15 protein-coding genes are annotated in these 17,581 nt (G+C 65.1%); 3 read left to right on the forward strand and 12 right to left on the reverse strand.

The window, feature by feature from the left end:
* Positions 1-14: 14 nt before the first annotated feature.
* The 4 genes from UC34_RS05500 to UC34_RS05515 all read right to left on the reverse strand — a co-directional run bounded on the left by UC34_RS05500 (position 15) and on the right by UC34_RS05515 (position 6,166).
* A complete protein-coding gene (locus tag UC34_RS05500; RefSeq protein ID WP_044457783.1) occupies positions 15-509 on the reverse strand; it encodes an SRPBCC family protein in 495 nt (164 codons plus the stop codon).
* Between the two features lie 100 nt (positions 510-609).
* Entirely contained in the window at positions 610-4,281 is a 3,672-nt protein-coding gene (locus UC34_RS05505; RefSeq protein WP_052810905.1) for an amino acid adenylation domain-containing protein, read from the reverse strand.
* Between the two features lie 10 nt (positions 4,282-4,291).
* Positions 4,292-5,215 carry a diiron oxygenase gene (locus UC34_RS05510; RefSeq protein WP_044454511.1) on the reverse strand — a complete coding sequence of 308 codons (924 nt, stop codon included), beginning with the start codon at positions 5,213-5,215 and terminating at the stop codon, positions 4,292-4,294.
* A gap of 165 nt (positions 5,216-5,380) precedes the next feature.
* Positions 5,381-6,166: a DUF3050 domain-containing protein gene (locus UC34_RS05515; RefSeq protein WP_044457785.1), complete on the reverse strand. Its 786-nt coding sequence runs from the start codon at positions 6,164-6,166 to the stop codon at positions 5,381-5,383.
* Between the two features lie 24 nt (positions 6,167-6,190).
* Here UC34_RS05515 and UC34_RS25330 point away from each other — a divergent pair, with 24 nt between their 5' ends.
* Positions 6,191-6,340: a hypothetical protein gene (locus UC34_RS25330; RefSeq protein ID WP_157123040.1), complete on the forward strand. Its 150-nt coding sequence runs from the start codon at positions 6,191-6,193 to the stop codon at positions 6,338-6,340.
* A gap of 141 nt (positions 6,341-6,481) precedes the next feature.
* Here the strand turns inward: UC34_RS25330 and UC34_RS05520 are convergent, their stop codons facing one another.
* The 6 genes from UC34_RS05520 to UC34_RS05545 all read right to left on the reverse strand — a co-directional run bounded on the left by UC34_RS05520 (position 6,482) and on the right by UC34_RS05545 (position 13,168).
* Complete coding sequence (locus tag UC34_RS05520; protein WP_044454513.1) at positions 6,482-8,143, reverse strand: ABC transporter permease; 1,662 nt, start codon at positions 8,141-8,143, stop codon at positions 6,482-6,484.
* A complete protein-coding gene (locus UC34_RS05525) occupies positions 8,140-9,084 on the reverse strand; it encodes an ABC transporter substrate-binding protein (RefSeq protein ID WP_237165244.1) in 945 nt (314 codons plus the stop codon). Before UC34_RS05525 ends, UC34_RS05520 begins: the two co-directional genes overlap by 4 nt.
* A gap of 39 nt (positions 9,085-9,123) precedes the next feature.
* Complete coding sequence (locus tag UC34_RS05530; protein WP_044454517.1) at positions 9,124-9,843, reverse strand: ABC transporter ATP-binding protein; 720 nt, start codon at positions 9,841-9,843, stop codon at positions 9,124-9,126.
* Positions 9,843-10,979: a porin gene (locus UC34_RS05535; protein WP_044454519.1), complete on the reverse strand. Its 1,137-nt coding sequence runs from the start codon at positions 10,977-10,979 to the stop codon at positions 9,843-9,845. Before UC34_RS05535 ends, UC34_RS05530 begins: the two co-directional genes overlap by 1 nt.
* Before the next feature lie 179 nt (positions 10,980-11,158).
* Entirely contained in the window at positions 11,159-12,460 is a 1,302-nt protein-coding gene (locus UC34_RS05540) for an ATP-binding protein (RefSeq protein WP_044454521.1), read from the reverse strand.
* A 3-nt stretch (positions 12,461-12,463) separates the two neighbouring features.
* A complete protein-coding gene (locus UC34_RS05545; RefSeq protein ID WP_044454523.1) occupies positions 12,464-13,168 on the reverse strand; it encodes a response regulator in 705 nt (234 codons plus the stop codon).
* Positions 13,169-13,422: 254 nt separating this feature from the next.
* On the opposite strand from UC34_RS05545, the gene UC34_RS05550 reads away from it, so the two are divergent.
* Both UC34_RS05550 and UC34_RS05555 read left to right on the forward strand, forming a co-directional pair.
* The gene (locus UC34_RS05550; RefSeq protein WP_052810906.1) at positions 13,423-14,328 is read left to right on the forward strand and encodes a MipA/OmpV family protein; all 906 of its coding nucleotides are present in this window, start codon (positions 13,423-13,425) and stop codon (positions 14,326-14,328) included.
* 44 nt (positions 14,329-14,372) lie between these two features.
* The gene (locus UC34_RS05555; RefSeq protein ID WP_044454525.1) at positions 14,373-15,479 is read left to right on the forward strand and encodes an SDR family oxidoreductase; all 1,107 of its coding nucleotides are present in this window, start codon (positions 14,373-14,375) and stop codon (positions 15,477-15,479) included.
* A gap of 85 nt (positions 15,480-15,564) precedes the next feature.
* Here UC34_RS05555 and UC34_RS05560 read toward each other — a convergent pair whose 3' ends face one another.
* Together UC34_RS05560 and UC34_RS05565 are read right to left on the reverse strand one after the other, a co-directional pair.
* A complete protein-coding gene (locus tag UC34_RS05560) occupies positions 15,565-16,473 on the reverse strand; it encodes a LysR family transcriptional regulator (RefSeq protein WP_044454527.1) in 909 nt (302 codons plus the stop codon).
* 96 nt (positions 16,474-16,569) lie between these two features.
* Entirely contained in the window at positions 16,570-17,511 is a 942-nt protein-coding gene (locus UC34_RS05565; RefSeq protein WP_237165245.1) for a carbohydrate kinase family protein, read from the reverse strand.
* Between the last annotated feature and the right edge of the window lie 70 nt (positions 17,512-17,581).

Consider the following 17,581-nt stretch of genomic DNA (forward strand, 5'->3'; position numbering starts at 1 on the left):
CGCAGACGCTGTGCTCAGGCGCCGTTGAACATCTTGCGCAGATTGTCCATCGCCATTTTCAGAAAACCGACGGCGAACGCGTCGAACGCCGGCTGGTCCTTCGGATTGCCCGAGCGCGCTTCGCCCACGATGCGATAAGTGGCGGTACACGCCTTGTCCCCGCGCGGCACGACCTCCATCGACGCCCACATGTTGCCGATGTCGAACGTGGTGTAGATCAGCGTCCAGCTCATCGTCATTGCGTCGTCGTCGCGCGTATTGAGTTGCTCGACGACGAGATCGCCGCCGGTGAAGTGCTTGTGGCGCAGCGAGCGCGGGCCGGTCGCGGTGCCGGTCATCTGGATGTACTCGAGCCCGGTGACGAAACGGTTGTAGCCGTCGAAGCGCCCGACGATGTTCCAGACGTCGCGCGCCGAGGCGTTGAGCTCGGCGACCCCGGCGTGAACGGTCGTATTCAGGTTGTGGATCAACGTATCGGGTTGCAGTTCGGTGCGGACTTTTTGCAGCATGATGAACTCCTCGATGGACAACATTGGAAAAATGACTGCGCAACTACAGGGTCGTGCAAATGCATGATTCGGGGCCGGAGATTCGGGATTCGCTCGGCGCTCAGGCCACCGAAGCCGCTTCTATCGCCGCATCCATCGCCGCTTCCGTCTCGCGCTCGTTGCACGGGGTACCGCCACCCGTTGGCGCGGGCAGGAATCCGCTATCGATGAGATAGCGGAAGTGCTGGGCGAGCAGTTCGGCATCCTTGCGCGGATAGGGCAGGTCGAGACGCGCCAGCGCATGGGCGGTCTGCCGATGCGCGATGCGCGCCATGTCGCCGATGTCTTCCTGGCTGTCGTCCAGATAAAACGCGACCACGTCGAACAGCGCGTTGCTCTCGTCGATCGACGTGAGCCGGTTGCGCCAGTCGGCGGGCTCTTCGAGCGCGAGCGAGTAGCCGCACTGCGCGAGCGCGCCGAGGTAGTCTTCCCACGTCAGCGGCTGCGGATTCTGGAGATGGAAAATGCGCAAGTCACGCTGCGGGTCGGTCGTGCAGCGCACGATGGCACGTGCCAGGAAGTCGACCGGCGTGAAATCGAAGTCCGTGTCGCCGGCGGGCGCCGCACCCAGTTGCAGCGATCCCTTGACCAGGAGCAGGATCCGGTTTCGCGTCGGTTGGCACAGACCGGTCGCCGCGACACCCGTGATGTTGCCGGGTCGCAGGATCGTCGCGTCGATGCCTCGTTCCGCGGCTTCCCACACGAGATGTTCGGCGACCCACTTCGTCACGTTGTAGCCGTTGTTCACGAAGGCGGGCGCATGGCGGGCGGGACCTTGCTCCAGCACGTGTCCGTCGGCATCGACGGCACTCGCCGCAGATAGCGTCGAGACGAAGTGCATCGACTTGTTACGGAACTCGCACGCCAGACGCAGCAGTTCCAGCGTCGCGCCGACATTGGCGTCATAGAGGTACGGATAGTCGTAGACGTGGTTGACATGCGCGCCGTTGTGGTAGATCGCGTCGATGTCGCGAGCGAGGGCGCGCCATGTTTGCGGCGACAACCCGAGCCGCGGCTGCGCCAGATCGCCAAGCACGACTTTCAGGCGGGGATGACCGGCAAGCGCTGCCAGCCCGTTGGCCTGAAGCGCCTGCGCGAGACGCGCTTCGCCCTCTTTTTGCGTGGCCGCACGGACCAGACAATGCACGGTGGCCGACGTCTGCGCAATCAGCTCGGCGGCGATGAATGTGCCAAGAAAGCCGTTCGCCCCGGTGAGAAGCACTGCGCGCGCACCGTTTGCCGCCGGACGCAGGCCGTCGACCGGGCGCACGTCCTCGGGCAGCACCATGTCGTCGAAGACGCGCTGCGGGATTCGCTCGCCTTTGTTCACATCGTCGTTCGCCAGCAGCGAAGCCAGCGCGGCGATGGTTGGCCGCTCCATGAAGCGCGCAAGCGGCGCGTTGCCGCCGAACTCTTTCTTGACGGCAAGCATCAGTCGCGAGACGAGCAACGAATGGCCGCCGAGATTGAAGAACGAGTCGTCCTTGCCGATCTCGAACGGTTCGAGGTCCAGCAACCGTGCCCACAGCGCCCGCAGGTTCGTCTCCGTCTCGGTCAGCGGTTCGAACGCCCTGGCTTCGTCAGGCGAGGCACGCTGGACCGAAAGGCGCGAAAGGGCGCCCCGGTCGATCTTGCCGTTGTTGGTGGCAGGAAGGGCGTCGAGCACCACGATCTCGTACGGGACCATGTAGTCGGGCAAGCGCGCCACGAGCAGATCGCGCAGTGCATCGCCGGTCGCACCGTTCGTCAATGGCCGGGCAACGAAACCGCGAATGCGCTTGCGCTCATCCACCACGCAGGCGCACTGACCGAAGAACCCGGTGGCCAGCGCGGTGGACTCGATCTCGCCAAGTTCGACGCGGAACCCGCGAATCTTGACCTGTGCATCGCGCCGCCCGACGAAGTGCAGCCAACCTTCGTCATCCCATTGCACGATGTCGCCCGTGCGATAGAGTTTTTCGTCATGCGCGCGTGGCCATTCGCCCTGACGTTGCGCAAACGGATTCGGGACGAAACTGCGCTCGGTCAGATCCGGGCGGTGCAGGTAGCCATCCGCCACGCCGGCGCCCGCAACGCACAATTCGCCCGGTTCCCCCGTGAGCGCAGGTTGGCCGGTCTCCGTGAGGACGTAGCAGCGCACGTTCGCCATCGGGCGGCCGATCAGCCGGTTGCTGTCGCCTGCCGTCAGACGCGCGATGCTCACGAGCACGGTGCATTCGGCTGGCCCGAAGATGTTGTGGAATGCCCGACCCTGGCTCCAGCGCGCGATCGTCTCCGGAAAACACACGTCGCCGCCGGTCAGCAGATGTCGCAGTGCAGGCCATTGCGCGTCGGGCATCACGCCCAGCAGCGCGGGCGGGAGGAACGCGTGAGTGACGGCTTCGCGCTCGATCAGCGCGCTCAGGTCGTCAAGCGCATGGCGCTGCGCTTCGGTCGGGATCACCAGTGCTGCGCCGGCGAGAAACGTCGGGAAGATGTCGAGCAGCGAGACGTCGAACGCCACCGTACAAAACTGCAACGCGCGCGAGCTCGCGTCCATGCCGATGTAGTCACGATACCAATGGCAGAAGTGCACGATGTTGCGGTGCGTGAGCATGACGCCCTTGGGCGTCCCTGTGGAGCCCGAAGTGAAGATCGTGATGGCGCAGCGGCTCGCACGATCGGCAAAGCGCTCCACCGGCCACGCGCTCACACCGATGGCGATGTCCGCCACATCGAGCGAGCGCAGACGAATGATCCTGACATCGAGCCCGTCGAGCGCACTCGCGTCGAAATCGTCGTCGGTGATCAGGCAGGCCGCGTGACTCTGCTCCACGATCTGGCGCACGCGCTCCGGCGGGAACGACGGGTCGAGCGGTGCATACGCCGCCCCTGCGCCGATGGCCCCGAGAATGGCCGTGTACAGCAGACGCGACTTCGGCAGTCGCACCGCAACCACCTGGGGCGATCCATCGTCGGTCAGCACGTTTGGCAGCAAGGCGGCCAGTTCGTCGGCGAGCTTCATCGAGGCCGCGACGAACGTTCGGTAATCGACATCGCCGTGCGCGTCGCGCAAGGCGATGGCCGTGGGGGTCGCGAGCGCACGGCGCGACACCATTTCCGGCAGCGACGGCTCCAGCGCAAACGTACGCGCCGTGTCGTTGCTGGCGTGCCAGCCCGAGAGGTCATGCAGGTCCAGCTCGATGCTGCCCGGCGCGCCCGCAGCATGGGCTGCGAGGGCTGAGAGGGCTGAGATGGGGCGTGCGGCGAGCGATTCGGGTGTGAGGACGTCGCGCCCGAGCTGACTGACGATGTCGATGAGCATCGTTTCGGCTTCGGCATCGATTTGCGCGACGAGATCGGCGCCGCAACGCGGGCTGTCGAACGTGCAATCGACGGTGGCGACGTCGACGATGCCGCGTGGGCCCGGCCACTGCCACGAGAGCGTGGCGCCGGGCGGCGGGAAGGCTGGCGAGCGCGCCCGGAAAGTCAGCACCTGCGAGGCGTTGCAGGCGATTTCGTCCGCAATACTGTCGTGCTCCGCGTTGCGATCGGCGCAGTCGATGCGCCATTCCACGGACACCGGCGCAGCGCCCGCCTCGGGAACGACAACGCCCAGTTGGGCCGCCATCTCGGCGAGTGGTCCGCCCGAGCGTGTCAGTGGAACGACATCGTGGCCCATGTCGTGAAGGGCAGCGAACAGACGTGCCCCGAGACGGTTATCGCCTGCAATGGCGAAGGAAATCGCTCTCATGACGCGTTCCTCACAGGTACTGCGCGACAGCCGCGCGAGTGGGTTCGTGATCGAGCAGCCCCGCCATCTTCAGGAATTTGCGAATATTGACGATCATCGGGTGCTGGTTCGTGATGGGGTAGGCGCCGACCATGTCGTTTGCGATCTGCTCGCGGGTGGCCGCCGGCAGGTCGAGCGTGCCGATCAGGCGGCGATCGAACTCGAGCTGAAGCTCGTTGGTGAGGTATTCGCGCAGGAAGAACGGCAATCCGCGCCCCAGTTCCACGCGCGCCGTCTCGTCGATTTCAGACCAGTAGAGCTTGACCAGATTGATCCAGAAGACCGAGTGGCGGCCTTCGTCGGCGAGGTGGTCTGCCATGACCCCCTTGACCGAGCGCTTGAGCGTGTTGTCGCGCGAGAACGCGGCGACCTCGGCTGTCACGGTGTTCTCCGAGATGGCGACGCCCAGCAGCTCCATGCCGGCGGCATATTGCGGCGGCACGTATTCCATCGCGCGCGGAATCGCGCGCGAGAGCTCGATTTCCCGGTTCTGTTCGATGGGGCCGATGCCGGTGCTGCGCTCGACCTGGTCGAGATAGTCCATGGCCACGTACGCGTGGTAATTCTCGTCGATGACGACCGACATGGCGTCGCTGCGGCACGCGAACGGAAACTCGAAAGGAAAGCGCGACTTGGCGATGGCCAGCGCCGTGCGGTTGACGATTTCCGTCTCGAAGATGATGACGTCGTTGATGTACTTGTAAAAGCTCTGGAGCAGGATGTAGTCCTGCACCTCGCGACCCGCGTCGATCACCGCGGGATGGGCGTACAACGGTTGTCGCTCCACGGGGTAGTAGTTCAGATCGTCGTCTTCGACGATACGGCGCGGGCGCGAGCGGATCGTGGCGCGTTGTTCCCATTGGTCAGCATGACTGACGTAACTCTGCAATGACATGGCGTTGCCTCGGAAGATGGGGGGGCGGCGAAGCGCATTCGACCGGTGTCGGTCGGCACACGAAAAGGGGCGCGGCGGGGTGTCCGGCAGGCGATGTCTGGCGCATCGCTTGAGCCGTGACGTCCCGCTCTGGCGGGTTGCGGCGCCCCGCGCGACGCGTGCGCGTCAGGCGGCGACCGCTTCCTTTTGCGTGGCCACGATGTGCTCATGCAGCCCGTCCCACAGACGCAGGCGTTCGTCGATGGCGCGCAGCCCGGCTTCCAGCGCTTCGACGAGCAGGCGTTCGTCGTTGTGTGCGGCTTCGACGATCATGGCGCGCGCCGCCGGGCCGTGTTCGCCGGAGTCGACTTCGATGTGACGTTCGAGATAGAACGTGAGCAGCGGCACGCTCTTCGGATCGATCTGCCAGCCGTCGAGCAGCGTGCGGAACATGTCGGGGATGACGTTCTCCCGGCCATAGAAGAAGTTGCCGAGCACCTGGTGCGTCTTGCCTTCGTAGCAGGTCGCGAACGTGGAATTGACGAAGCGAAGCACGGGGGCTGGGGCTTCGACGGCGGCAAGCGCCGCACTCACGCTGTGGCCGGCGACCAGCAGGTCGATGAGCTTTTCGATCTGACGCGTGTCGGCGCCCACATCGCGCATCGCGGCAAGATACAGATCGAAGTGGCTCATCGGACCTTGCGGCGTCTCGTCGCATTCCTCGCCGAGCACGATCTCGTTGATGAGGCGGGCCGCGTGAATGTTGCGCGGCGCGATCCACGGCAATGTGATCGTGGTGAGGTCGGCCTGAAGCCGCTTGACCAGCGACATGAAATCCCAGACCGCGAAGACATGCCATTCCATGAATGTCTGCAAGCCCTGCATCGATTCGATGGAGTGGAAAACGGGATGATGTGCAAGCGTCGCGTGATGTTCCTTGATCTGACGTTCGAGATGTTCGATCTTGTCCACGATAGGCATCCTTGTGATGGCGAAATGAAAATCAACCTGTGCGAGGGGGAATGCGGCGCGACTTTCGCATCGTCGCTCACAGGGATCAGCAAGTTCGATGCCAGCGTCTCGAGACACAAGAATCTCGATGATGGCGGGGATTTTTCACGCGCCAACGCCCGTACAGGGCGCTGACACCTGTACAACTAATGGACAGGTGTGCGCGCGGGTGTCGCGAGGCAGGGGCGGTGGAGGCGGGAAGGAGGGGCGGAGGGGCGGAGGGAAGGAGGGGAAGGAGGGCGCGCCAACCGTTGGACGCTGGCGCCCCGTTTTCTTTCAGGCAGCGCTCTCGCGCCTGCCGCCCAGGCGCGATGCGAGCAGGAGCAACGTGCCGCTCACCGCCATCGACACTACGCCCATCGCCATGCCCTGACCGATGGACCCCTGTTCGAACTGACGCCACACGAAGATCGAAACGGTCTGCACACCGCTCGGCGCGAGCAGCAGCGACGTGACCAGTTCGCGTGAGGCGATGGCGAACACGATCATCAGCGACGCGCCGAGTGCCGGCATGACCAGCGGTAACGTGATGCGTCGAAGCACCACGCCCGTTGGCGCGCCATGCACACGCGCAGCAGCTTCGAGCGATGTCGCCATCTGACGCAATGCCGCGCTCGTGTAGCGCACCGGATACGGTAGCAGCAGGCAGCTGTACGAGAGCAGCAGGATGCCCCACGTGTTGTAGGGCGTTACCGGCCAGAACGGCAGGTTCCACGCCAGGATCAACCCCACGCCGACGACAATGCCGGGCAAGGCGTGCGGCAGCAGCGACAGCCCGTCGATCAGCACACGGGCGCGCATCGTGGACTTCACGACGCACCACGCGCACAGAAATCCCAGCACGCCGGTCACGAGCGACGTGCCCAGCGCCAGCGACAGGCTCGTCACCAACGCTTCGAGTCCTTCCGCCCCCTGACCCAGCAACGCAGTGAAATGCGCCGTCGTCAGGTTCGCGAGCGACAGGCCGCCCGAGAGCGTGCCCGACAATGCCGTGGCGAGAATCGAGAATAGGGGCGCGACCGTTGCCAGTAGCGCCACGCCCGCGAAGCCGACGATGACGGGCGCTTTCCATGGTCCGAGGGTACGCGGCGGCGAAGCGACGGGCTTGCCCGTCTGCGTCTCGAAATCCTTGCCCGCCGCGAGTCTGTGCTGCAACACGAAGGCGAGCAGGGCAAGCACGGCCAGCACCACGGACAGTATCGACGCGCCGGGCAGATCGATCGGCCAATCGGCGAAGCGGCCTTCAATCGCGGTCACGAGGACGGTAAAACCGGCGCGTGCGCCGAGTGCGGCAGGCGCGCCGAACTCTTCGATCGCCATCGTGAAGGCCAGCAGCAGACTCGCTGCAAACGCGGGCAGCGCAAGCGGCAGCGTCACACGGGCGAATGCACGCCATGCCGAGGCCCCGTGAATACGGGCGACGTCTGCGAGCCGCGAGCCGGTCGTCGCCAGCGCACGCGACACCGCGAAGTAGACGACGGGGAAGATGTTGAGCGTCATCACGAAGACGAGGCCCGGCAACGAAAACAGAAACGCGCCGGCGTCCATTCCGGTGAGCTGCTGGGCGTAGCCGCCGGTTTGCAGCAACAGCATCCAACCCAGCGCCGCGAGGTAGGGCGGCACGAGAAACGGCAGCAGGAAGCACAGATCCCAGAGCCGTGCGCCCGGCACGTGAAACAGGCCGCGGATCGCACCGAGCGCACCGCCTACCAGCGCGGTGCCGAACGCCACCGCCAGCCCCAGACCCAGCGTGTTCGTGACGAGCGGTAGCGTGTCGTCATGCGACAGCGTCGGCCACACTGCGGCGAAGGGCTCGGCGAACGACCCCTGCGCGAGATGCGGGAACACGGCTTGCAACAGCACGAACGCGACCGGCAGCGCCACCACGACGGCGAGCGCTGCGACGCTCGCCGTGGAGAGTCCTCGGAGCGAATTCACCGTGATTGCGCAGCGTTGAGCCGGGAAAACCGTGCGAGCACTTCGGCGCGTGAAGCGCCTGAGGACTGGGCGTCGCCTTGCGGCAGCAGACGCAGGTCCTTGAACGACGCGCGCTTGATGGCGATGTCTTCACGCGCCGGAATCAGCCACGCTTGTGCGACCAACTGCTGACCCTCTTCGGAGAGCACGTAATCGATGAACTGACGCGCCTCGTTCTGCTGCTTCGACGTGTTGAGAATCATCATCGGGCGCGGTGCGATGACCGTGCCGCTGGTCGGAAAGATCACCTTGACGGCTTCGCCCTGCGCCGCCGCCGCGTAGGCGACGTAGTCGACCGCGCCGAACACGGCGGCCTTCGCGCCTTGGAGCACCGGGTTGAGCGCCTGCGCATTCGGCCCGGAGACGACCATGCCGTTGTGCTTCAGGTCGTCGAAGAGCTTCCACGCTTCGTCGCCCAGACGCGCCTGCAGGCCGAGCAGCAGATCGGCGGACGCACCGGACAGGGCCGGGTCGGGCATCGTCACGAGGTTGCGATATGCGGGCCGGGTCAGGTCGCGCCAGTCGTGGGGTTCGGGCGTGCCCGAGCGCGCGTTCCAGACGATACCGAGGGCAGAGAGGCCCTGCGCGACGTAATGCGTCGTTTTGAACGGTGCCGGAACGCGCGAGGCATTGGCGCTCTGGAACGGCGCGAGCCAGCCGCGCTTTTCGAGATCCTGCGCGGTGTCCCACGAGGCCGAGATCAGCACGTCAGCACGCGGATTGGCTTGTTCGGCTTCGATACGTGCCATCACCTTGCCGGTCGTGGCCTGAAAGACATCGACCTTGATGCCGGTCTTCTTTTCGAAACCCGCAGCGAGCTTCTTGCTCAGGTTGCCGGGGCCGGCGGTATACACGGTCAGCGCATGCGCAGGTTGCGCGCCGACACTAGCAGCAAAGGCCATGGTGAGTGTCGCGATAATTTTGCGGTGGAGCATTATGGGCTACCTCGTAATACGTTTGTCAACGCGCCCGTGGGCGAGGATCACGATCTGGTCGGCCAGCGCTTCAGCTTCGTCGCGGTCATGCGTGACATAGACGGCGGTGGTGCCAAGGCGGCAGAGCAGCGCGCCGATGTCGGCGCACAGTCGTGTGCGCAGATCGCGGTCGAGGTTGGATAGCGGTTCGTCGAACAGCAGCAAGCGCGGCGCCGAGACGATAGCGCGCGCGAGTGCCACGCGTTGCTGCTGTCCACCGGACAGCGCTTGGGGACGGCGTGCGCCGAGTCCGGCAAGTCCGACGAGCGAAAGCGCGTCTTCGACACGCGCGGTGCGCTCGGTACGTTTGACGCCGCGCATTTCCAGCGGGAAGGCCACGTTGGCCGCAACGCTCATGTGCGGCCACAGCGCGTAGTCCTGAAAGACCATGCCGAGCGAGCGCCGCTCGGGGGCGTGGCACTCGGTGGCGCTGGCGACAACGGTGTCGTCGAAACGGATTTCGCCGCCCGTTGGCGCGAGCAGGCCGGCGAGCAGCTTGAGCAGTGTGCTTTTGCCACAGCCGGAGGGCCCAAGCAGGGCGGTCGTGGTGCCGGCCGGCACATCGAGGTCGATGCCGTCGAGCACGCGCGCTGCACCGAACGTCTGGTGCAGCGCGCGCAGCGACACGGACACGCCCCGGCGTGACGGCGCGGCGCCGCCTTGCAAAGCGCGGGTGTCGCTCGTCATCAGAATGTGTGCTTGATGCCGGCCATCGTGCCGAACTGGTTCTTGCCCGCCACCACGTTGGTGCCGAAACCGTTCAGACCGAGATCGGAGCCGTTGCGGTTCACCACGTAGCCCAGATTGACGTAGACGTCCGTACGCTTGGAGAAGTTGTAGTCGGCGCTGACCTGGAACGACAGCGGATCGCGGTTCGTGCCGTAGAAGTCCTGATACATGGCGGTCGTCGACAGATCGAGGGCCGGCAGAGCATGCCACGTGGCGCCGACCCAGTAGTAGCTCGACGCCTCCACCGGTGTCTTGTTGAGCGCCGACAAGTGGATGGCCTTGGCGTTGAGATAGCGATAACCAACATACAGATCGACGCTTGACAGCGAGTACTGCACTGCGGCGGCGATGCGGCGGTCCATGTTGCCTTCGTAGCCGCCGACCTTCGAGGTCATGGCGGCGTTCGGCAGCGTCGAGCCACCGTTCTTCTGGTCGTACGCGATGACGAACGACAGCGGACCGTTGGCGTAGCGGATACCCGCGTCGACGACCTGCGCACGGCGGTTGTCGCCCGGTGTGGTGCTGGCCGCGCCGAAGCTCACGTCGTCATACCCTTTCGAGTACTGCACCATGCCTTCGAAATCGCCCAGTCTGGCGGTGTAACGGAAGCTGTTGTCCAGACGATCGGAGAACGCCGTGTCCTGCATCTTGATGGCGTAGACGGCGTTGTTGAGCGGGTTGAACTTGCTGACCCAGTCAAGGAACACGCCCCCCTGACGACCGATGGTGAAGGCCCCGACGGACTGGTTCGACAGGCCGACGTAGGCCAGCCGACCGAACTCCCGGCCGCCCTGAAGCGATTGACCGTTACCGAGGTTGAAGCCGTTTTCGAGCAGGAAGAAGGCCTTGTTGCCGCCGCCGAGGTCTTCGCTACCCTTGATGCCCCAGCGCGAACCGGCGAGGTTGCCCGAGGTGAAGCGCGTGAGGTTGACGGTATTGCCGGCGGCGTTCTTGTCGGCATTGGTGAGGAATTCGACGCCCGAGTCGATCAGCCCGTAGAGCTGAACGTTTGACTGGGCCAGAGCGGGCGTGGGCAGGCTGCTGGCGAACGCCAGACAGCACCCGGCCGCCGCGATGCGGAGGTTGGGTTTCATGACAAGGTCCTCTTTGGGATTCAATTGAGCCGCCAATGTAAGCGGCCAACATGTCGCGAACATGACAATGTGTCGCTATCCGAAAGCTGTCCGAAAGCTGTTCGAAAGCGACCTTGCAAAGGAAAACGGCCGACACGGGGGTGTCGGCCGCAAGCCTTGAGTGAAGCGCCGGGGTGACCTTAGCTCGATGCGACGGCCGGCAACGTTATCGTGAATCTCGCGCCGCCCAGCGGTGACGTCTCGACGCCGACGCGCCCGCCATGGAGCAGCGCGATGCGGCGAACGATGGCCAGCCCCAGCCCGAAGCCGCCCGTCGCGCGATTGCGGCTGCTGTCGAGCCGGTGGAACGGCTCGAAAATGCGGGCGCGCTCCGGTGCCGGCACGCCTTCTCCGTCGTCGTCCACGTAAATCGTGATCTCACCGTTTTCGCCAACCTTCGCGCCGCACACGATGCGCCGGGTCGTATGCCGCATCGCATTGTTCAACAGGTTCTGCACCGCGCGAGCGAGCAGTTTCGGTTCCACTTCGATGCGATCGGCCCCCGGCTCCGCCGAGATGTCGAGCGCGATCGAGCGGGTGGCGAGAACCTCCGTGCAGTTCGCCGCCAGGCTATCGAACATCAGACGCAGCGACACCGCCTGACGCGTCGGCGGCGCCGCGATCTGGTCAAGACGTGCCAGCGACAGCAACTCGGTGACCAGTTCGTCCAACTCGCGAATATCGCCCTTCAGGGCGTTGATCCGGTCGTCTGCATCGGCGGCTTCACGCCGTTGCTGCAAGATCTCAAGCCCGAAATCCAGCCGCGCAATCGGCGTTCGCAGTTCGTGCGACACCGCATTGATCATGTCTTTTTGTGCCTTGATGGAACGCTCGATCCGGTCGGCCATCGTGTTGAATACGCGCGCGAGCGCCGTCAGGTTCGAGAAGCGCGACACCTTCGCTCGCGAACTGAAATCGCCTTCGCCGAAGCGGATCGCCGCACGGTTGAGCGACTTCAGGTCGGACCAGTACCAGCGTACCCACGTGAGCACCGCGATCAGCATGAGCAACGCGACCACCGAGTACGCGAGGTAGTTGATCTGCTTCATGCTCAGATCGGTGCCGTTCTCGGACGTCAGCACCCACTGCGAATCGCGCAGGCGCATGGCGTAGTGCTCGCCATCGGTGCCGTTCGCGATTGGCAGACCGGCCTCGAGTTCCTGGCGCAGGTACTCGCGCACGACCGGAAAGTCCTTGAGCGGGCGCATTTCAATCTTGTCCGGCGTCTTCGCTGCAAACTCCGCGACGAACTTGGGCCATTCCGATTCGGGCAGGGTGGAGAGTTTTTCATTGATGAGCCACGCATAGCCGGCCAGTTGCATCTGGGCCGACCGGTTCATCGTGTCGAAAAACAGATGGCCGAACGTGTAGGTGATGATCAGAATCGATGCGACGACGGAAACGCCGACCAGCGCATACAGCTTCAAAAGCACGCGAAACATGCGTTAATTCTCCCAGGCCGACGGACTGAACAGATATCCCCGGCCCCAAACGGTCTTGATGCGCTGCGGCTCGCCGTCCGTGTCTTCGAAGCGCTTGCGCAACCGGTAGATGCCCACGTCCACCGTGCGGTCGATGCCGTCGAACTCGATGCCGCGCAACTGCTGAAGAATCTCGTCGCGTGTCACGACCCGCCCCGCGCCGCGCGCCAGAATCAACAGCAGGCTGAATTCGTTGGACTTGAGCTCGACGGCCGCGCCGCGCCAAAACACCATGCGATCGCGCGGCACGATGCGCAACTGGCCGAACGCCAGCCCGTCGTCGCTCTCGACTTCCACGTCGGCCACGGGGGCGGCGCGCCGCAACAGCGCCCGCAGGCGGGCCAGCAGCAAACGCGGCTCGACCGGCTTCACGACGTAATCGTCCGCGCCAACTTCCAGTCCTGCCACCTGATCGTAAGTGTCCTCGCGCGCCGTGAGGATGAGAATCGGCGTGGCGCTCACCGCGCGCAACTGGCGGCAGATTTCCATGCCGTCCATGCCCGGCAGCATCAGATCGAGGACCACGATGTCCGGGCAGAAGCCGCGAAAGCGCTCCAGGGCGCGCGAACCGTCGCTCACCACCATCACTTCGAAGCGGTAAGCGTGCAGATATTCGGTGACGAGCGCGGCCAGACGCGCATCGTCCTCGACCAGCAAGACACGGTACATGGCCGTTGTTCCTTTTCGTGTTGTGCTGTGCCGCGCCATCCGGCGGCACTCCCGTGACGCGCATTTTACTGCCCTGAAGGCCCGCCGGGCGGGCGTTTCAAACCTGCGAACAAATGAAAACATTTGTTCACAACTCTCCTAAATCGGATAACAGCCAGCCGTCGCCGTCTTGCCTACTATGCGATCACATCGCGATCCGTGCGTCGATCGCGATGTCCCAATCATCGTCATTTAATGGATTTCGTAGGAGTGCCATGAAACGCCGTCTCGCCAGCCCCATCCGTCGCCTTCGCGCTCAACGAGGCCTTCGCACGCCTGGCCATTTGCACCGCCTTGCGGCAGCCGGTGCGGCGGGACTGCTGTTGGCCGGCGTCGCGTCGCCTGCCGGTGCTGTCGAGCCTGCACGCTACAGCGGCATTCAGCAGGACCAGAGCTTGCCGACGAACGCGTCGGAAAGCGGTTACGAATTCACCATTGGCGGCGGCGTCGGCTACTCGCCGCGCTACATGGGCAGCGACGAGTACCGCGCGACACCCGCGCTGAACCTCGCGCTGCAAACGCCGTTCGGCGTGTTCGTCGGGCTAGGGGGTATCGGCTATCGCCTGACGCTGCCGGCCGGATTCTTCCTGTCCGCTGCACTCTCCTACGACGACGGTCGCAAGGAAGACCCCAAGGGCCTCGATTCCGGCTCGAAAAAGCTGCGTGGCATGGGGGATATCAAGGGCTCGCTGTTCACGACGCTGCAAGCCGGTTATGCCATCGGCGATATCGCGGTCGTGAGCGTGGCGACCGATATCCCGCTCACGAACCGGGATCGCGGCAACGTCTATCGATTTGCGGTGGATGGCATCGTCTACAAGTCGGCCGCCGACTCGGTGGGTGTGGGCGCGGCCGCGCACTTCGCCAGCGGGAAGTACGCGCAGACGTATTTCGGGGTGACGGCCAACCAGAGCCTGAACTCGGGTTTTGGGCAGTACTCGCCCGGCGGCGGTCTGTACGGCGTGAGCCTCACCGCGAACTGGACACACAAGTTCACCAAGCACTGGAGCACGACGGTCGCAGGCGGCGTGATGCGCTACACCGGCAACGCGTCGAAGAGTCCCATCGTTTTCAACAAGACCAACTATCAGGTCGCCGCGACGCTCGACTACACGTTCTGAGCCCGTCGTGGTGCTGTGCCATCTGGCATTGCGAGGCAAAAGCCATGCGAATTCTCGTCACCGGCAGTACCGGTTTTGTGGGCGGCGCCGTCGTCGCCCAACTCCTCAAGGACGGGTTCGGACCGTCATTGTTGCTGCTCGTGCGTGCGCGCACCAGCAGCGACGGGCTCGCGCGAGTGCGCGCGGCGATGGATCGCTTCCGGGTCGCGCCCGTGCATCGGCTCGCGCTCACCGAAGCGAACATCGTCTGTGGCGATCTCGCGCAGCCGCTCACGTTCGACGACGACCCGCGCATGCGCCGCGTCACGCACGTGATTCATGCGGCTGCGATTGCGAGTTTCTCCGCCCATCCGCAACTGGACACCGTCAACGTGACGGGCACGCTGGCGTTGGCGCGTGCGGTGGCCGCCTCGCCCGTGCTGGAGCGTTTCGTTCACGTGGGCACGGCGATGGCATGCGGCGACTCGCTGCACGGGCTGGTGCACGAGTCGCACGAACTTGCGCTGTCCGATCATCAGGTGGTGGCCTATACGGCGTCGAAGGCCGAGGCCGAGCGACGTTTGCGGCGGGAGTGGCCCGGTTTGCCGCTGGTCATCGCCCGCCCGTCGATCGTGGTCGGCCATACGCGCCTGGGCTGCGAGCCATCCGGCAGCATCTTCTGGATGTTCCGGATGGTGCAGTTGCTGGGCGCATTCACCTGCGGACTCGATGACCGGCTCGACGTGGTGCCGGTCGACTACTGCGCCGATGCGCTGATCGATCTTGCCTTCCTGCCGCACCTGCGCCACGACCTGTATCACGTGTCGGCCGGGGCGGGTAGCGCCAGGACCATTCGCGAGATCGAGGCGGCGCTGGCCAAAGCGCGCGGCGTCGCCCCGCTGGGCGAGCGCTTTCGCCATATCGGCGAAGCGGAGATCGATCGTCTGACACCGGCGCTGGCGCGTCAGATAGGACATGGCAACAGTCGGCTGATGGCCAAGGCGCTGCGTCGCTATGGCGCGTTTGCGGCGCTCGACTACGTATTCGACAACCGGCGTTTGCTCTCCGAGGGCACGCCCCCGCCGCCGCCCGTCACCGATTATCTGGAGGTGTGCGTGCGCTCGTCGGCGTCGACATCGGTGGCGGAACAGATGGCGTGGGATTTCAAATGAGACCGTAGGAGATCGGTCTGACGCGCCGGTCCGGTTCGCGGTGCGACGAGTGCCGTGCGGCGTACGATGGGGTCGCCGTCACGTGTCACCGCATGGCGGCCGGACCGGCGGCGTCCCCGGCGAAGCATTGTGCGAGAAAGCGCTCGGTGGGCCGGGACAGGGCGTCCGCATGCGGCACGAGCGCCGTGAGCAGGCGCTTGAGTCCGTGCGGCGGATCGATGCGCACCGTGGCAAGCGCGGCGTCTTCGTGACGCATCGACATCGCCGAGACGAAACCCACGCCCATGCCGGCGCGCACCGCTTCCTTGATACTCTCCACGCCTGCCAGTTCGAGCGCGATGCGCGGCTCCAGCCCCGATACGGAGAATGCACGCGCTACCAGTGCGCGCACGCCCGACCCCGGCTCGCGCATGATCAGCGCATAGCCGGCGATGGCTTGTAACGATGCCCCCTCAGGCTGCTGCGCGAGCGGATGATCGGCGCGGGCGATGGCGACGATCTCGTCGTCGCGCCACGGACGCACGGCGATCTCCGGCGCCAGCCCCGGCGGCACCGCCCCTTCGATGAACGCCACGTCGAGCCGGTCGAGTTGCGCCACGATCTCGCTGGTATTGCCGTCGACGATGTGCAGCGCCACAGCCGGATAGCGCTGATGGAATTCCGCGATGACGTAGGGCAGCAAATAGCTCGCCGGCGTAGTGCTCGCCCCGATGCGCAGCGCGCCGGTCTCCATTCCCCGCAGGCTGTCGCGCAGCGCCATCGCCTGCCGGTAGTCCTGACGCAGCTTGTTGGCATACACGGCGACTTGCTCGCCCACGGCCGTCAGTCGAATGCCGCGCCCGTCGCGACGGTACAGCGGCTCGCCGAACGACTCCTGCAACAGGCGCAATTGTCCCGAGACGGCGGGCTGCGACAGATGCAGCGCCTGCGCCGCGTGGCTGATGTTGCCCAGTTCAGCCACGGTGGCGAAAGTCAGTAATTGATCGGGCGTCATATCGTTCGATTCATCGGCTGCAGTGATGATTGTTCGTCATCATAGCCATTATTCCGATGTTTGTGGGGCGCTCAGACGATGCATGTGCGCCTGGGCTTACGCCTGAGGGGGCGAGGCGATGAGTGATTCGACGGCCTCCCAGGCCGGCGCATAGGCGCCTGTGCGGGTGCAGGCCAGCGCAGCAGCTGCGGCGGCACGCCGTAAATGCATTGACGTGGATGCGTCCGGCTCGCGCGACAGGCTGGCGAGCCAGCCGCCGATGGCGGCGTCTCCCGCGCCGACGGTGTCGGCCACCTCCACCCTGAAGGCGGGTTGCGTGAGTGTCGTGCCGTCGGGCGTGAGCAGTTGCATGCCACGCTCGCCGTCCGTGAGCAACACGCTTGCCTGCGGGGCGATGCGGCGGATCTCCTTGAGCGCATCGGCATCGGTGCGTTGCGGGTAGAGGCCGCGCAGGTCGTCCACAGACAACTTGAGCCACGTGGCGAGCTTTGCCATGCGGGCAAACGTGTCGACGTACTCGGGCCCCATCAGGTTGCGCAGATTGGGATCGAAGCTGATGCGTACGCCGCGGGCGTGCAATTGGTCTGCCAGGCCTAGCAGCGTGCTCGCGAGCGGCTCTCTGACGAGACTGATGCAGCCAAAGTGAGCGACACGCGCTGCGTCTTGCCAGCCGGCGGGCAATGCCGCCGGGTCGAACGCCAGATCGGCGGCGCCCGCACCGAGGAAGAAGTAGGCCGGTGGGTGAGAACGATGCACGACGGCGACGAGCGGCGGTGCATCAACGGCTTGCAGGTAGCGCTCGTCAAGGCCCGCCTCACGCGAGCGGGCGAGTAGTTCGGTACCGAACGGGGCGTGGGTGCTGATGGCGCCGCCATATCCGGTCGGTACGCCCATTGCCGCGCTCACGCGGGCGACGTTCCAGCACGCCCCGCCCGCGCGGCCCACCCAATGGCGACTGGCATGCTCCGGGCCAGCGGCGTCGTCCGGTACACGTATCAGATCGGTCAGCGCTTCGCCGAAGACAAGCAGGGCGGGCAATGCAGAGGGCGTGGGGGCTGTCGAGGATGTCGGGGATGCCGCGGATGACGTCGATGGCATGGCGAAATGA

Source organism: Pandoraea vervacti, assembly GCF_000934605.2.
In the GTDB taxonomy this organism is placed as follows: Bacteria; Pseudomonadota; Gammaproteobacteria; order Burkholderiales; family Burkholderiaceae; genus Pandoraea; species Pandoraea vervacti.

Coding starts and splice junctions, on each gene's coding strand:
- UC34_RS05500 (WP_044457783.1), bottom strand. CDS start 509: ATGCTGCAAAAAGTCCGCACCGAACTGCAACCCGATACGTTGATCCAC.
- UC34_RS05505 (WP_052810905.1), bottom strand. CDS start 4,281: ATGAGAGCGATTTCCTTCGCCATTGCAGGCGATAACCGTCTCGGGGCA.
- UC34_RS05510 (WP_044454511.1), bottom strand. CDS start 5,215: ATGTCATTGCAGAGTTACGTCAGTCATGCTGACCAATGGGAACAACGC.
- UC34_RS25330 (WP_157123040.1), top strand. CDS start 6,191: ATGAAAATCAACCTGTGCGAGGGGGAATGCGGCGCGACTTTCGCATCG.
- UC34_RS05525 (WP_237165244.1), bottom strand. CDS start 9,084: ATGGCCTTTGCTGCTAGTGTCGGCGCGCAACCTGCGCATGCGCTGACC.
- UC34_RS05530 (WP_044454517.1), bottom strand. CDS start 9,843: ATGACGAGCGACACCCGCGCTTTGCAAGGCGGCGCCGCGCCGTCACGC.
- UC34_RS05535 (WP_044454519.1), bottom strand. CDS start 10,979: ATGAAACCCAACCTCCGCATCGCGGCGGCCGGGTGCTGTCTGGCGTTC.
- UC34_RS05540 (WP_044454521.1), bottom strand. CDS start 12,460: ATGTTTCGCGTGCTTTTGAAGCTGTATGCGCTGGTCGGCGTTTCCGTC.
- UC34_RS05545 (WP_044454523.1), bottom strand. CDS start 13,168: ATGTACCGTGTCTTGCTGGTCGAGGACGATGCGCGTCTGGCCGCGCTC.
- UC34_RS05550 (WP_052810906.1), top strand. CDS start 13,423: ATGAAACGCCGTCTCGCCAGCCCCATCCGTCGCCTTCGCGCTCAACGA.
- UC34_RS05555 (WP_044454525.1), top strand. CDS start 14,373: ATGCGAATTCTCGTCACCGGCAGTACCGGTTTTGTGGGCGGCGCCGTC.
- UC34_RS05560 (WP_044454527.1), bottom strand. CDS start 16,473: ATGACGCCCGATCAATTACTGACTTTCGCCACCGTGGCTGAACTGGGC.